The 15,910-nt window shown below is 59.5% G+C and carries 14 protein-coding genes; 8 read left to right on the forward strand and 6 right to left on the reverse strand.

What is annotated here, in order from left to right; all coding sequences use genetic code 11:
• The first annotated feature begins 159 nt into the window (after positions 1–159).
• From ACIQUH_RS15370 to amyA, 6 genes are all read left to right on the forward strand, one after another.
• Positions 160–1,416, forward strand: a complete 1,257-nt coding sequence (locus ACIQUH_RS15370; RefSeq protein WP_400816527.1) for an NRAMP family divalent metal transporter — start codon at positions 160–162, stop codon at positions 1,414–1,416.
• Between the two features lie 21 nt (positions 1,417–1,437).
• Positions 1,438–2,205: a LamB/YcsF family protein gene (locus tag ACIQUH_RS15375; protein ID WP_400816529.1), complete on the forward strand. Its 768-nt coding sequence runs from the start codon at positions 1,438–1,440 to the stop codon at positions 2,203–2,205.
• A gap of 11 nt (positions 2,206–2,216) precedes the next feature.
• Entirely contained in the window at positions 2,217–3,026 is an 810-nt protein-coding gene (locus ACIQUH_RS15380) for a putative hydro-lyase (protein ID WP_400816531.1), read from the forward strand.
• A 7-nt stretch (positions 3,027–3,033) separates the two neighbouring features.
• A complete protein-coding gene (locus tag ACIQUH_RS15385) occupies positions 3,034–4,644 on the forward strand; it encodes a 5-oxoprolinase/urea amidolyase family protein (protein WP_400816533.1) in 1,611 nt (536 codons plus the stop codon).
• Positions 4,641–6,371, forward strand: coding sequence for a biotin carboxylase N-terminal domain-containing protein (locus tag ACIQUH_RS15390; protein WP_400816535.1), 1,731 nt, complete (start codon positions 4,641–4,643; stop codon positions 6,369–6,371). Before ACIQUH_RS15385 ends, ACIQUH_RS15390 begins: the two co-directional genes overlap by 4 nt.
• Before the next feature lie 111 nt (positions 6,372–6,482).
• A complete protein-coding gene (gene amyA / locus ACIQUH_RS15395) occupies positions 6,483–7,970 on the forward strand; it encodes an alpha-amylase (RefSeq protein ID WP_400816537.1) in 1,488 nt (495 codons plus the stop codon).
• A 29-nt stretch (positions 7,971–7,999) separates the two neighbouring features.
• On the opposite strand, the gene soxR is transcribed toward amyA, so the two are convergent.
• Both soxR and ACIQUH_RS15405 read right to left on the reverse strand, forming a co-directional pair.
• Positions 8,000–8,455, reverse strand: a complete 456-nt coding sequence (soxR, locus tag ACIQUH_RS15400; RefSeq protein WP_080828920.1) for a redox-sensitive transcriptional activator SoxR — start codon at positions 8,453–8,455, stop codon at positions 8,000–8,002.
• Positions 8,456–8,615: 160 nt separating this feature from the next.
• Positions 8,616–10,724, reverse strand: coding sequence for a TonB-dependent receptor domain-containing protein (locus ACIQUH_RS15405; RefSeq protein ID WP_400816540.1), 2,109 nt, complete (start codon positions 10,722–10,724; stop codon positions 8,616–8,618).
• A 147-nt stretch (positions 10,725–10,871) separates the two neighbouring features.
• On the opposite strand from ACIQUH_RS15405, the gene ACIQUH_RS15410 reads away from it, so the two are divergent.
• A complete protein-coding gene (locus ACIQUH_RS15410) occupies positions 10,872–12,341 on the forward strand; it encodes a glycosyl transferase family protein (RefSeq protein ID WP_400816542.1) in 1,470 nt (489 codons plus the stop codon).
• 7 nt (positions 12,342–12,348) lie between these two features.
• Here the strand turns inward: ACIQUH_RS15410 and ACIQUH_RS15415 are convergent, their stop codons facing one another.
• The 3 genes from ACIQUH_RS15415 to ACIQUH_RS15425 all read right to left on the reverse strand — a co-directional run bounded on the left by ACIQUH_RS15415 (position 12,349) and on the right by ACIQUH_RS15425 (position 14,156).
• Positions 12,349–13,548: a low temperature requirement protein A gene (locus tag ACIQUH_RS15415; RefSeq protein WP_400816544.1), complete on the reverse strand. Its 1,200-nt coding sequence runs from the start codon at positions 13,546–13,548 to the stop codon at positions 12,349–12,351.
• A 42-nt stretch (positions 13,549–13,590) separates the two neighbouring features.
• Complete coding sequence (locus tag ACIQUH_RS15420; RefSeq protein WP_400816546.1) at positions 13,591–13,875, reverse strand: hypothetical protein; 285 nt, start codon at positions 13,873–13,875, stop codon at positions 13,591–13,593.
• A 68-nt stretch (positions 13,876–13,943) separates the two neighbouring features.
• Complete coding sequence (locus ACIQUH_RS15425; protein WP_400816548.1) at positions 13,944–14,156, reverse strand: hypothetical protein; 213 nt, start codon at positions 14,154–14,156, stop codon at positions 13,944–13,946.
• Here ACIQUH_RS15425 and ACIQUH_RS15430 point away from each other — a divergent pair.
• Entirely contained in the window at positions 14,155–14,418 is a 264-nt protein-coding gene (locus ACIQUH_RS15430) for a hypothetical protein (RefSeq protein WP_400816550.1), read from the forward strand. The genes ACIQUH_RS15425 and ACIQUH_RS15430 overlap by 2 nt on opposite strands.
• 197 nt (positions 14,419–14,615) lie before the next feature.
• Here ACIQUH_RS15430 and repC read toward each other — a convergent pair whose 3' ends face one another.
• Entirely contained in the window at positions 14,616–15,893 is a 1,278-nt protein-coding gene (gene repC, locus ACIQUH_RS15435) for a plasmid replication protein RepC (protein ID WP_400816552.1), read from the reverse strand.
• Positions 15,894–15,910 lie beyond the last annotated feature (17 nt).

Consider the following 15,910-nt stretch of genomic DNA (forward strand, 5'->3'; position numbering starts at 1 on the left):
ACGTGATGAATTCATGCGCATAACGTCCAACAAATAGACAGAATAGGAGAACGATTATTATTTATTGTTGAACAATATTGACAATTTCGCAGAACAGGACAAGATCGACCGCATAAAGCATCCGCGAGGGGCGGATTGCGACAGGAGCGGAGAAAATCCATGGAGCAACAAAAGCTCTCGCCCGCCGACCCGAATGAGGTTGCGCGCAAGGCGAAAAATCAACGTTATGCCTTGCTTTCGGCAATGTTCCTGATGTCGATGTCGGCCGTCGGGCCGGGCTTCATCACGCAGACTGCAAATTTCACGGTGAAACTGGGTGCCGCCTTCGCATTTGCCATCATTATTTCCATCCTGATCGACTTCGTCGTTCAGGCCAATATCTGGCGCATCGTCACCATCACCCGCATGCGGGCGCCGGCGATTGCTAATGCCGCCATTCCGGGCTCGGGTTATCTGCTCGCCATTCTCGTCATCATCGGCGGCCTGTTCTTCAACATCGGCAATATCGGCGGCGCCGGCCTCGGCTTCAACGCCATGATCGATCTCGATCCGAAGATCGGCGGCGCGATCGGCGCACTGGCAGCCATCGGTATCTTCCTGTCCCGTCGCGCAGGCATCGCCATGGACCGCGTGGTTTTCGTCGCAGCCTTCGTCAAACTGGCGCTGATCCTTTATGCGGCATATGTCTCCGGCCCGCCGGTAGCGGAAGCCTTCCACCAGACCTTCCTGCCCGACACCATCGATTTCGTCACCATCACCACCATCGTCGGCGGCACGGTCGGCGGCTACATCACCTATGCCGGCGCGCATCGCCTGCTGGACAAGGGCATGGTGGGCGTTGAAAATATCAGCGCGGTCAATCGCGCGGCGTTGAGCGGCATCGCCATCACCGGCGTATTGCGCTACATCCTGTTCCTTGCCATCCTCGGTGTTGTCGCCAGCGGCGTGGTCATCGATCTCTCGGGCAAGGCGGCAAACCCCGCCGGCCAGGCTTTTCATGCCGCCGCCGGCGATATCGGCTTCCGCCTGTTCGGCGCGGTTTTCCTCGCCTCGGCCATGACAAGCATCATCGGTGCGGCCTATACATCCGTGTCGTTCCTGACGGCTTTCAAGCCTGACATAACGGAGCGCCAGCGTAATCTGGCAACGGTTGGCTTCATCGCCATCTCGCTTATCGCCTATATCATCATCACCACACCGCCTGCAGCCATGCTCGTCTTCGTCGGCGGCCTCAACGGTCTCGTTCTGCCAATCGGCCTTTCGATCTTCATGTATGCGGCCTGGAAACGCGCTGATCTGATGCACGGATATCATTACCCGCGCTGGCTGCTGGTGCTTGGCGTGCTGACCTGCGCACTCACCTGGTATATGGCCTATAAGTCGGCGGGCGCGATCTTTGCCCTGCTCGGCTACTGATAAAATTAGAGGGAGGCAAACATGGCCACTATCGATCTCAACAGCGATCTTGGCGAAAGCTACGGCGCGTGGCGCATGGGCGATGACGAAGCGATGCTCGCCATCGTTTCCAGTGCCAACATCGCCTGCGGATTTCACGCCGGCGACCCGGCCGGCATCTACCGCACCGTCAAGGCCGCTGCCGAAAAAGGCGTGGTCGTCGGCGCCCATGTCTCCTATCCGGACCGCGTCGGCTTTGGCCGCCGCGATCTGGACGCGACCTCGGAAGAACTGATCGCCGATGTCATCTATCAGATCGGCGCGCTGAAAGGTGTCGCCGCCGCGGCCGGAACCACGGTGCGTTATGTCAAGCCGCACGGCGCGCTTTACAATCGCATCGCCAATGATGCCAAACAGGGGCAGGCCGTGATCGACGGCATCAAGGCCGTCGACCCTTCGCTGGTATTGATGGGCCTTGCCAACGCGCCCATCCTTGATCTCGCCCGCAAGTCGGGTCTCGCCGTCGTTGCCGAAGCCTTTGCCGATCGCGCCTATACGCCCGAAGGCCAGCTCGTTTCCCGCCGGGAAGCCGGTGCCGTGCTGCATGACGCGGCGAAAATCGCCGATCGCATGGTGCAGCTTGCCCGCGAAGGCACGCTGGAGGCCATCGATGGCAGCATCATAAAAATCGAGGCGCAATCCATCTGCGTGCATGGCGACAGCCCCGGCGCGGTCGCCATCGCCCAGGAAATCCGCCGCCGTTTCGAGGCTGATGGTATCGCAATCCGCTCCTTTGCATCCGATCGCTGAAAGGGTAGCCGATGACGATACCGACATCCTATCTCAACCACACGGACCCGGAGGCCGCGCGAAAGGCCCGCGCGACCTATCGTAACGGCCTCATCGCCCCAACTTCCGGCATAGCGCCCGGCTTTACGCAGGCGAACATGATCGTGCTGCCGCGTGACTGGGCCTTCGATTTCCTGCTTTATGCCCAGCGCAACCCCAAACCCTGCCCGATGCTGGATGTGTCAGACCCCGGCTCTGCGACAACGCTTCTGGCGCCCGGCGCTGATCTGAGAATCGACCTGCCGCTTTACCGCATCTGGCGCGACGGTAAGCTCGTCGAAGAAACCGCGGATGCAACGGCCGCCTGGGCCGAGCGTGACGATCTCGTCGCCTTCCTGATCGGCTGCAGCTTCACCTTCGAAACGCCGATGGTGGAAGCGGGTATCGAAATCCGCCACATGACGGATAAAAGCAATGTGCCGATGTATCTCACCAACCGGCCCTGCCGCCCGGCCGGGCGGCTGAAGGGCAACATGGTCGTTTCCATGCGGCCGATCCCGGCGTCGCGGGTGGCCGACGCGGCCACGATTTCCGGGCGTTTTCCGGCGGTGCACGGTGCCCCCGTGCATGTCGGCGCTCCCGAAGAGATCGGCATTTCCGATCTTGCCAAACCTGATTTCGGCGATGCGGTGCGGATCGAACCGGGCGAGGTGCCGGTATTCTGGGCCTGCGGTGTGACCCCACAGGCCGCGGTCATGGCATCCGGCGTACCCTTTGCCATCACCCATGCACCAGGCCATATGTTCATCACCGATATTCCCGATTCCGCCTATCACGCGTGAGGATATGATGCGTTTTCTTCCCGTCAGCCTCACGACCATTCTTGTCGAACTCGCCGATCTCGATGAAACGCTGGCGCTGTTCGCCTCGCTTCAGAGTGATCCCATCGAGGGCATCGAAGAAACGGTGCCGGCTGCCCGCACCCTGATGATCCGTTTCCGCCCCGAAAAGATCGGCGCGGAGATGCTCGCCGCGCAGCTTGCAAGCCGCGATCTCTCGGCAAGGATCGCACCTTCCGACAATCTCGTGGAAATCCCCGTCCACTACAACGGTGAGGATCTCGCCGACGTCGCGGAACTGACCGGCATGAGCGTCGAAGAGGTCATCCGCGGCCATACCGAAAGCGAGTTTACCGTCGCCTTCTGCGGTTTCGCCCCCGGTTTCGGTTATCTGGTCGGCGGCGATCCGGCTCTGCATGTGCCGCGCCGACAAAGCCCACGCACCCGCATTCCCGCAGGTTCCGTGGCGCTGGCCGGCGCCTTCAGCGGTGTCTATCCGCAAAACAGCCCCGGCGGCTGGCAGATCATCGGCACCACGCCGGTGAAGATGTGGGATATAGACCGCGACCCCGGCGCGCTGTTCCAGCCGGGGTACCGGGTGCGTTTCTTCGACATGGACAAGGCCGGCAGAACGGTTGATATCCCTGCCCCGGCACCGCGCCGGAAAGAACCGACAAAAGAGGGCTCGCATTTCGAGGTGCTCGCAGCGCCGATGCCCGCCATCTTCCAGGATCTCGGCCGCTTCGGCCAGACCGGTCAGGGCGTTTCCGCCTCCGGCGCGCTGGATCGCGGCGCGTTCAACGCTGCAAACCGCATCGTCGGCAATCCGGTCAATACGCCATGTCTTGAACTGACGCTCGGCGGCTTTTCTTTCAAAAGCGCAAGCCGCGCCGTCATCGGCATAACCGGCGCGCCCTGCCCCGTCACGATCAGGACGGCGGATCGCAGTTTCGCGGTAAAGACCCATGGCCCGGTCGCCCTTGAGGTCGGTGACGTGGTCACTTTTGGCCAGCCGCCGAAGGGCATGCGCTGTTATCTTGCCGTCCGTGGCGGGTTCGATATCGAGCCGGTGCTCGGCAGTTTTGCGACGGATACGCTGGCTGTCGTCGGCCCCGATCCGGTGGGTGCAGGTGCCATCCTGCCGCTTAAGGGCGAAAAGTCTGGTCTTTCCAGCGTATCGATCGGCGAGATTCCAGCCTTTGAGCCGCCGGCAACCGGCGACGTCGTGACACTGGACGTCGTTCTCGGGCCCCGCACCGACTGGTTTACGCAAAAAGGTATCGAGACGCTGACCGGCCAGCTCTGGCAGGTCACCCCGCAATCGAACCGCGTCGGCATTCGCCTTGCCGGCGAGGTGCCGGTGGAGCGCAGGGACAGCGCCGAATTGCCGAGCGAAGGCACCGCGACAGGGGCGATCCAGATTCCCCATAGCGGCCAGCCGGTTCTTTTCCTTGCCGATCACCCGCTGACCGGCGGTTATCCCGTCATCGGCGCGGTGGCGGAATATCATCTCGATCTTGCCGGGCAAATCCCGGTCAACGCCAAAATCAAATTCCGCCCGATCGGCCCCTTTGCCGAAATCGTGGCCAAGAACACAGAATTCGGAGGAGAAGAGCGATGAAAAAAGTGCTGATTGCCAATCGCGGCGAGATCGCGGTGCGCATCATCCGCGCCTGTCGCGATTACGGCCTGCAATCGGTCGCCGTTTATGCCGACCCCGATCAGGACGCGCTTTTCGTCCGGCTGGCGGATGAGGCCTATGCGCTGGAGGGCGTGCGGCCCGCCGAGACCTATCTCGATATCACCAAGCTGATCGCGATTGCCAAACGCGCCGGCGCGGATGCCGTGCATCCCGGTTATGGCTTCCTGTCCGAACGCGCCGAATTTGCCCAGGCTGTTCTTGATGCGGGACTGATCTGGATCGGCCCCGATCCTCAAGTCATCGAGGCACTGGGCGACAAGGTCGAGGCACGGCGCATCGCCACCGGTGTCGGCGCGCCACTGGTCGCCGGCAGCGATGGCCCCGTCTCTTCCGCCGCCGAAGTCACCGCCTTTGCCGAACAGCACGGCTTGCCCGTCGCCATCAAGGCGGCCCATGGCGGCGGTGGCCGCGGGCTGAAAGTCGCATGGAAGATGGAGGAGATCGCCGATCTCTATGAATCCGCCGTGCGCGAGGCAACGGCTGCCTTCGGCCGCGGCGAGTGTTTTCTGGAACGCTTCCTCGACCGGCCGCGTCATATCGAGGCGCAGGTTATCGCTGACAAGCACGGCAATGTACTTGTCCTCGGCACCCGCGACTGCTCGCTGCAGCGCCGGAACCAGAAGCTGATCGAAGAGGCACCCGCCCCGTTCCTGTCGGATGAACAGCGCCAGAAAATCCATGCGGCTGCCAAGGCGATCTGCGCCGCAGCCGGTTATTCCGGCGCCGGCACCGTCGAATTCCTGCTCGGCGTCGATGGCACGATTTCCTTCCTCGAGGTCAATACCCGCCTGCAGGTGGAGCACCCAGTTACCGAGGAAACCACCGGCATCGATCTCGTCATCGAGCAGTTTCGTATTGCTGAAGGCGAAAAGCTGCGGGTCCTCGAAACGCCGCAACCGCGCGGCCATTCGATGGAATTCCGCATCAATGCCGAAGATCCGGGCCGCGGCTTTCTGCCGACCCCCGGTTCGATCTCGGTTTTCGATGCACCTTCCGGCCCCGGCATTCGCATGGATAGCGGCGTCGTCAGCGGCTCCAGCGTGCCTGGTGTCTTCGATTCACTGATGGCGAAGTTGATCGTCACCGGTGTTGACCGCGATCAGGTTCTGCGCCGTGCCCGCCGTGCGCTCAAGGAATTCCGCATCGAGGGCATCGCCACCGTTCTTCCGTTCCACCGCGCCGCGATCGAGACGGAAGATTTCATCGGCACTGATGGGTTCAAGGTTCACACCCGTTGGATCGAGACCGATTTCGCCGCCATGCCCGACGCCATGGAACGCCCGGCACCGGCCGACGACCCGTCGATCACCCGCACCTATCTCGAGATCGACGGCAAGCGTGTTTCGGTCGGCCTGCCAAGCATTCTGCTCTCCAGCCTCGGCTCCGTCAGCGGTGGCAATGCATCCGCGCCTAGTGCCGCGGTCGAGAAAAAGGAAGGCGAAATCACCGCCCCCGTTTCCGGCACACTGCAATCTTTCAAGGTGAAGGACGGTGATACGGTTTCCGAAGGCGATCTTCTGGCGGTCATGGAAGCCATGAAGATGGAGACGCAAATTGTCGCCACCCGGGCCGGCAAGGTTCGCCTGATCGTCAAGGAAGGCGATTACCTGCAGGCGGGAGCAGCCCTTATCGATATAGCCGGCTAATATACTGCCGGCATACCGGCCTCACAATTGCAGATCGCGCGGCACCGGCGGCGGAACCCTTTCGCCGCCGGGCCGTTTATGGCGCGACCTGCTAACCATCGTGAGGGAAATATGGCTGGACGCACCTTGCTTCAATTCTTCCATTGGTATTATCCGGACGGAGGGAAATTATGGAGCGAGGTGGCCGAAAAGGCCGAAAGCCTTGCCAAAATGGGCATCACCGACGTCTGGCTGCCGCCCGCCTACAAGGGCGCCGCCGGCGGTTATTCGGTGGGGTACGATACCTACGATCTCTTCGACCTCGGCGAATTCGACCAGAAGGGCACGGTCGCGACCAAATACGGTGATCGCGGCGCCCTCGAACATGCGGGCAAGACGCTGAAAGAGAATGGCATCCGTGTCATTCACGACGTGGTTCTCAATCACAAGATGGGTGCCGACGAGAAGGAAAAGGTGCGGGTCCGCCGCGTCAATCCCGAAGACCGCACCGATATCGACGATGAGGATTTCGCAGCACTCGCCTATACGCGCTTCACCTTTCCCGGCCGCAACGGCAAACATTCCAAATTCATCTGGGACCTCAAGTGCTTCAGCGGTGTCGACCACATCGAGGAGCCGACCGAAGACGGCATATTCCGCCTCGTCAACGAATATGGTGATGGGGAATGGAATGAGGAAGTCGATCAGGAAAACGGCAATTTCGACTATCTGATGGGTGCCGATGTCGAGTTCAGAAACCGCGCGGTTTATGAGGAACTCAAATATTGGGGCCGGTGGCTGTCCGAACAGGTGCAGGTGGACGGCTTCCGTCTCGACGCCGCCAAACATATTCCGGCGTGGTTCTTCCGAGATTGGGTCGGGCATGTGCGTGAGACTGTCGATCCCGATCTTTTTGTGGTCGCGGAATATTGGCACCCCGATCTGGAGGCGCTGAAAAGTTATCTGGAGCTGGTCGACAAGCAGCTGATGCTTTTCGACGTCGCCCTTCACCATAGTTTTCATGATGCTTCGAAACAGGGCGGCGATTTCGATATGCGCAGCATCTTCGATGGCTCGCTCGTCTCTGCCGTTCCCGACCATGCCGTCACGCTGGTCGACAATCACGACACGCAGCCGCTGCAATCGCTCAAAGCGCCGGTGGAACCCTGGTTCAAACCTCTCGCCTACGCGATCATCCTGTTGCGCGAAGAAGGCGTTCCCTGCGTCTTTTATCCCGATCTGTTCGGCACCGGTTATACCGACACCGGCAATGACGGCAACGAATACAAGATCGATATGCCCGCCATCGAATGCCTGCCGAAGCTCATCGAGGCCCGCAGCCGCTTTGCCAACGGTCCCCAGACGGATATTTTCGACGATGCCAGCTGCGTCGCCTTTATCCGCCACGGCACCGCCGATGCGGCGGGCTGCGTGGTGGTGATGTCGAACGGCGAACCGGGCGAAAAGCAGGCCGACCTTGGCCCGGAGCGTGCGGGATCGGTCTGGCGCGATTTTCTCGGTCACCGGGAAGAACGGATAACGCTTGATGAAAGCGGCAAAGGCACCTTCCCGACAAATGGCGGCAGCGTCAGCGTCTGGGTTTCCGCCGATTCTGAATAGGAGGTGTCCGTCTCAGCACGGACAGACGCTCATTCTGCGGAGACGAGGCGGCGCGGCCCGGCGCCGTCATCGGCCAGAACATCGTTCGGATTGCGCAGCGGACAATCATCCAGCGACAGGCAACCGCAGCCGATGCAGCCGGTCAGCTGATCTCGCAACATCACCAGATTGTTGATGCGAGTCTGGAGCATTTCCCGCCAGGACTGTGAGAACCTGCGCCAGTCCGCCGTCGTCGCCACCCGGTCCTGCGGCAGATCCGCCATCGCGTCCCTGATGATGCTGAGCTGGATGCCGGCGCGCTGCGCAATGCGAATGATGGCGATGCGCCGCAGGACAGCGCGGTGATAACGACGCTGGTTGCCGGCGGTGCGCCAGCCTTCGATCAGCCCCTTCGCCTCATAAAAATGGATGGTGGAAACGGCAATACCGCTGCGGCGCGCGACATCGCCCACCGAGAGGCTGTGTTTGAATATGGTATTTTCCATTCTGGCTCCTGCTTCCGGAACGATTTCCGCGCGGGAAATGCGAAAACGCGTTGAAGAGCAGCCGGTATAATTCCTCAACTATAGTTGAGGTCAATAGGCGAATGGTCAAAAAAAAGAGGCGCCCGGTGGGCGCCCCTGAAATTCGGCGAGGATGGCGCAATCAGAACTTCGCCGTCATGCTGATCCAGAAACGGCGGCCTTCCATGACGGTGTTGAAGTCGTCGGTGCCGACATCCTTGTCGAAGACATTATAGACGGCGGCATTGAGGTCGACATTTTCAGCGACCGCATATTTCGCGCCGATATCCAGCGTGGTGTAGGCGTCATATTTCCGTCCGGCCTTGCCGTTGATCGTCACCGGCGTACCGTTGGTGCCGATGCGCGGGCCGGCATTGATTTCCGATCCGTGGTAATTCAGCGAAGCCCATGCTTCCAGCCCATCGATCGGGGTTACCCAGTCACCGCGCAGATTGGCCATATGTTCAGGTGTCCGCGCCAGCGGGAAACCTTCATAATCGCCGGTCTTCTGTTCGGAATGCGTATAGGTGTAGTTGCCGCGCAGCGTCAGTTCCGGCGTCGCATACCAGGTCGCCGTCAGTTCCACGCCCTGAATGACCGCATCGTCGATGTTGTAATTATACCAGAGACGATAGTTGCGGTCCTCGCTCCAGCGGGCCGGCGTCCCATCCGGGTTGAGCACCAGCGCGTTGGAAATCTTGTCCTTGAAATCGGTGTAGAAATAGGTGGCGCCGAGGGCGACGTCGCCATTGTCCCAAAGGGCAGCCACTTCATAGCTCGTGCTCTTTTCCGCTTCGAGATTGGGATCGCCGATGATCACGCCGCAGGTGCCGCTCGGCCCATAGCTGCAACCGCCACCACCCGTGGTATAGGCGTAACCCGGCGCGATCTGGCGGATTTCAGGAGCGCGGAAACCGGTGGAAACGCCACCTTTGATCGTCAGCTCATCGGTGGCGCTCCAGACACCATAAAGCCGCGGGCTGAAATGATTGCCGTATTTCTCGTGATTATCGAGACGGAGACCGCCCGTCAGCGCAAAATTATCAACGATGCGCCATTCATCCTCGACGAAAAGCGCCCATTGCGTTGCGGAAAAGGTTTCGTCGAGGCCGGTGCGGCGGCCCGGATTCTGGTCCGTCAGCCGCGCCTCGAAATATTGCCCGCCGGTCACCAGCGTATGGTTGCCGAATAGTTCGAACGGCGTGGTGAACTTGCCGTCGAGGACGGTGTTGCGGACCTCCGGCGAACGCGGATTTTCCGTCACCCTGCCGGTTCGGATGTTTCTGGTGAAGTTGGTGCGCTCCGCCCATTCCTGCTGGAACGAGAATTCGGACGTGGTCGGTCCCCAGCGGCCAGTATGCGACAGCGACCAGTGATCACGCGTATTGGTGTTGTAGGTGCCATTGGCATCCGTCGCCGCCAGCGTATCGCCGGGTTCGGCGTCGCGGCGCAGGCGGGTCTTGCCGCCTTCCAGATAGATGTCGTGGTCTTCATTCGGCGTAAACGTCAGGCGGCCGTTGAAATCATATTCCTTGGCGCCCGTGGTGCCGTTCAGAATACGGTCTTCGCCCCGCGTGAAACCCCTGCCCCAGAGCTGCAGACCGAGCTGATCCTTCAGGATCGGCCCGTTCGCATACCAGGAAACCTGGCCGCTATTGCCGAACTTGGAATGCTGCTGGACCGTGCCCTCGGTGGTGACGGAGCCGGACCAGACATCGCCGACCTTGCGGGTGATGATGTTGATGACGCCGCCCATGGCATCCGAACCGTAAAGCGATGACATCGGGCCGCGCACGACCTCGATGCGCTCGATTGCCGAGACCGGCGGCACGAAGCTCTGTTCGAAGCCGGAATTGCCATTGGTGCGGGCGTCACGCGTGCTCTGCCGCTTCCCATCAACCAGAACCAGCGTGTAAGCGCCGGGCAGGCCGCGAATGAAAATATCCTTTTCATTGGCAATGCCGGTGACGGACACACCCTGCACTTCCCGCAGGGCATCGGTCAGATCGCGGTAAGAGCCTTTTTCCAGATCCTCCCGCGTCACCACCGTGATGCTGGCCGGTGCGTCCTTCACATTCTGCTCGAAGCCGGATGCAGTGACGACGATCTGCTGAAGAACAGTGTTATCTCCAGATGCTTGCTGCGCGAAAGCCGGCAGAGCAAGACCAAGAGCGGTGCCCGCCATTGCTGCCGAAACACCGGCCTTTATTATTGTCACGGTCCTGTTCTGGCCGCGGTACTTCAATTCCATGTTATGCCCCCGCATTTAACTTGAGAATTTAACCCCACTTATTTAGGAGGGAGGGCAGGTGCAACGCGTTTGTTTTCGAACAGTTCTAAATTCCAGAAATTGCAAAAAGGGCTCCCCGGACGAGCGGCGGAGTAAAAAAATCGCAAGATGACAACCGGCAAGAGAAAAGATGAACCAGTCTCCACGGCAAAACCCGACAGGCTTGGACAGCTGAAACTACTTGTCGCTTTCGATGCCTTGTTGCGGGAAGGCAGTGTCAGCCGCGCTGCGGCGGGCATGGGACTGCCGACATCTTCCATGAGCCGGATATTGCAGCAGCTCCGCGAAAAATACGGCGACCAGCTTTTTCTGCGCACCGGTCAGGGCCTGCGTCCCACCCCCTTTGCTGAAAACATGCGGCTGCGCATCCGTTCGCTCGCAGCGGAGGCCGAAAACCTGATCGACTATTCGCAGGAAAAACCCGCAACCCCGGCCGCTACCAGTGTAAGCGGCTGGGAGCGGCCGGTTCTGATGAAAGCACCACCGCTCTCGCTTCGCCCCAGCGTTCTTCTCGAAGGTCAACCGACACCGGAAAACATCGCCGACCGTCTCGCGCGCATCGGTCACAATGCCGATCCGCAGCAGAGGCTTGCCAAATATATCGCGACCTCGGCGATGGGCATCGGCAACAGCCGCCCGCTCAGCCAGGTGGAAGCCATGGATGCGCTCTCGATCATTCTCGATGGCGATGCCGACCCGATACAGATCGGGGCACTGCTCGCCACCATGCATTATCGCGGCGTGACTGCGGCGGAGCTTGCCGGTTTCATCGAGGCGATGTGGCAACATATAGAAAGGGGCCAGCAGGCGCCTGCATCGGCGGATCTCGATTGGCCGGCTTATATGTCGCCAAAACATCGCGACGCCCCATGGTTCCTCCATTCCGCACGTCTTGTCGCCATGGCGGGATACAGCGTGCTGCTGCACGGCCATGTGGGACAGGGCGAAAACGGCGGCAAGCTTGAACTTGCCGCGCAGGCCTGCGGCATTCCCCTTTGCCACTCGCTTTCGCAGGCGGCGAAAGCCACAGCCTCGGAACGTATCGCCTATCTGCCGATCGGTGGCCTGTCCTTGCAATTTCAGAGCCTGCTCGGCCTATACGACATTCTGGAGATGCGCCTGCCGCTGAATACGGTCGTGCATCTTCTCAATCCGCTTCGTGCCAGAAGCACCATCATTGGTGTCGCTCGCCCGTCCTATCAGGAACTTCACCGCGATACGGCGCGGCTGCTTTCGGTGGAAAACCTCGCCATTCTCGGCAATACACGCGATTTCGCGCAATACACGCCATTTCGCAGTACCCGGATTTTCGGTCTTTCAGAGGGCAGAGACGTAGAGTTCATCATTCCCGCACGCGAAACACCGCCCGCCGAAATGCCGACCATGTTCACTACCTTCGAATATTGGCGGGCGGTCTGGACGGGTGCCGCAAGGGACGAAAGGGCCGAGATCATTATCATTTCCACGACGGCCATCGCGCTGATGCTGGTCAACGATATGACCCTTCCCTTTGAGGAAGCCTATGCGCGCAGCCTCCGGCTCTGGAACGACAGGGCGCGTAATCTGGCCAATGCCTGATTAACCGTCAGGCATTGGTGACGGCTTTTTTCAGCGCCCAATATTCCCAAAAGGCGACGAGCAGAAGAATTCCCGTGCTTGCCAGTTGCAGCACGAAAAGCGGGATACCCGGCACCGGCAAAAACAGGCAGAGGGCCGCGGCACCGGCGAAATGCGAAACCGGTCGCTGATAGGCGGTGGCAATTTTGACGCCGATATTACCGGCCAGAAACAGGACCGGACCGCCGAGAATGGGGATCGCTTCCCGCATCGTTGCGCCATCACGCGCATGGGAGAGGCTGAAATCCTCACCCACCGCCGTCAGGATGATACCGGCCACGATAGGCAAATGCCCGTAATTAAAAAGATTATGGGCGATCTTCGCCTTTTCTTCGGCATTCTCGGCTTTTCTCGAAGCTCCTTCCTGGCCGTGATGGAAATAAATCCACCACATGGCGACGGTGCTGACGAAAGCCGAACAGAAGACGACGAATGTCAGACCCGAATTCATATATTCCGTGGCCGTGCGCCCCGTGGTCAGGATCGTTTCCCCCAGGCAGATGATGACGAAGAGCGCACATCGCTCCGCCAGATGCTCCCCGGAAAGATGCAGCCTGTCCTCGTCGCTCGAGGCCACGCCCGGCACGACATAACGGCAGGCGGGGCCGGCATATTCGATTGCGAGCGCGATGCCCCACAGGAGAATGCGATCCGCCAGATCGACGAGCCCACCGGCGATCCAGAACAGGCTCGATATGACGAGCCAGATCGTCACGCGCACGAACACCAGAAAAGACGGGCGGTCTTCGCCCCTGAAGGCATAGAGGGCGAACAGGCTTCGGCCGACCTGCATGGCGCTGTAGATCAGGGCGAAGACAAGGCCCTGCTCCGCAAATGCCTCCGGCAGCGCAATGGCCAGCAGAACGCCCCCGAACATCAGGACGAATAGCAAAAGCCTGACTGGCTCCATTTCGGTGTTCAGCAGGTTTGTGATCCAGGTCGTATGTATCCACAACCACCAAAGCGACAATATCAATATGCCGGCCTCAAGCGCCGCCGTCGGCCCAAAATCCTTGGCCAGCGCGTGGGAGAGCTGGATCAGCGCGAAAACGAAGACCAGATCGAAGAATAATTCGGGAAAACTGGCCTTTTCGGCATCCTGTCGTTCCTGCCTTACCCAGCTTTCCGCATCCGCTTTGTGTCGGTTAATCTCCCCCTCAGCTCTCATGCCACCCCCATTGTCAGATGTCGATCGTCGCAATACGTGCCCTCACCGTTGCGACAGGGTCTCTTCGCTGCCCGATGCAAGCGGGCTCGACCTTCGGCCAGGAAATTCCAGCGCCCGCGCACTGTCCGGATAAAACTGCGGCCCGACAAGACGGACTTTTTTCCCGGACACGTCGGTAATGTAGTTCGGGGCGATGGCCTTTGGCGGAGCTGGGGTGCTATCGGCTTTGGAAACCGCAAGCGTGCTGACCTCGAAAGTTTGGGCAACTGTCGGCAAGCCCGTCATGGTGGCAAGCGCGACTGCGAGAAGAAATGATCTTGGAAACATGGGGCTCATATTCTGGCACAATTATCTGCGCCATAAACAGGCCTCGTCCGCTTTGGTTCCGCCGCTTCTCAGCTATCCCCATCCAGGTAGGAGCTATATTGCACATAGGCCGCGCTTGGTTGCCCATCGATGATTTCGCGCGGCCGACCATCACCACCCGGCAGATGCCCAGTGTTTTCAAGCTCCACCCTCATGAGCTTTTCAATCGCCCTGTCCCGGGGCAAGGCGTTGTCCGCCATATAGAGAGCGACGGCCAGTTCCATATCATCCGGAAAATTCATGAGCTCAGCCATCCGTTTTAGCAATAAAGCGCAAACGCAGGACCCTGCGGAAAGTTCAACTTCACCGCCTCTGCGCGATGCAGCTTGTCTCGAATGTGCATTGCGCTTCCGTCAGTTTTCATGCCCCGTTTTGCAGCAACCAGAGATGCACTTTTATCCAGCGCTCCCCCCGGTTCGACCGGTCATCAATGCACAAAGATTGCACTTTTCGGTCCTCGTCATCGCAATTCCGACGAAAAACATCCCCGACTCAAGCGATTGAAACCAATCACGGAAAAACGCAAACGAAAGCTAAACTGAACTTAGTTTTCATTACCTTGCATTAACCATAGAAATCCCCCGGCTGCACTGTCGATATCAGCAGCGCCACGCGAATCTCTTCTGCTTGCGGAAACGGTGTTAATCTAACTTCAGTCCGTTTTTTCCGCAAGCCACGGCCGTTTGCCAGGCCCTCAGAACTCAGCAGGGCATGCTTGCCTCCATAATATCCTTACGGCCTCGCAATTGCGCCAGAAGCATCGTCTGTACGTCGAAACCACCCTCCTGGGCCTTGCGGGTCAGATTGCGCAGATATCCGCCGAGCGAACTTATCTGGTCGGCTTTCTGCAAGAGGCAGGCGAGAATGGCTGCCGTTCCCTGTCGGCCGAATGTGACAAGCGCATCCTGATATGCCGACTGGCTGATGTTGAACATGGTTTTGATCACGGATGTCGCCACTTCGAGATCGCGCCAGCCGGTAACGGCTCCACCGGGTGCGTAGAGCGAGATATCCGGGCAAGCCTTCAAAACCAAAACAATATCAGGAACAAAAAATTGCTTATGAAGAACCGGCTTTGGTGGTTGTGACGAAGGAGTTGCACTGACGGGTGCCCCATAGGCAGGCTGGGCGCTTGCCTTGCTGGCAGGTGCAAGGGTCAGCGGCTCATTCAAATTTTGCCGTTTAGATATGGATTCGGATTCTGAATTCTTTATGAGGCGCTCATTTTGGCAGTCATTGCCGCCCGTTTTTTCCGATTTTTCAATGTTTTCCAGATAGTTGGTCACTTCTGCGCGCAAAGATGCCAAAAATCCGGCGATTTCCCTGAGTTCCGCAGGCTTGGAATTGCGACCGAGAGAACGGGCAATGGCATTGTAGCGTGTCTGAAACCCTTCGCAGGTTTCAACCTGACCGCTCGCCGCAATCATCTCGCAGAGTTTCTGGATATCGCGGCGGCAAAGGCTGATGTTTTCGCGAAGCCGCTGAAGATCGAGCCGCTCGCTGACGATGCGTTCGGCCAGTTCCTCGATTTCCGCTTTGCGGGCAAGAAGCGGCGCCAGCGAAAAACCATAGGCTTCGCTGATTTCCCCTCCCCTGTGCTTGCGGGCATATCGTTTTCCGTTCGGGCTGTCCTTGCGGATGATGAGACCGGCTTCGACAAGCGCCGAAAGGTGCCGGCGTAATGTCTGTTCGGCCATGCCATGGGCCCGGAGCGACAATTGCGTATTCGAGGGAAAGACGACCAGGCCGGCTTCGCTGGAAAGTTCGTTTTTCGGATAAAAACTCAAAAGCGCGTTCAGAACCGCAAGGGAGCGATCAGTCACGCCGAGCAATGGCCTGGCTTCACAGACCGAGCGATAGAGTTTCCATTTATCGACCGCTTCGATTTTTTTGTTTTTCTGCGCGGCCAACTGGGTTGCGAGGACGCCAAACGACATCGCTCGCCGCCCAAAGGGCGTCGTTACACATGTGCTGTCCATGTCTTTCACCTTTCACA

Source organism: Agrobacterium sp. NPDC090283 (assembly GCF_044769685.1).
Classification (GTDB): domain Bacteria; phylum Pseudomonadota; class Alphaproteobacteria; order Rhizobiales; family Rhizobiaceae; genus Agrobacterium.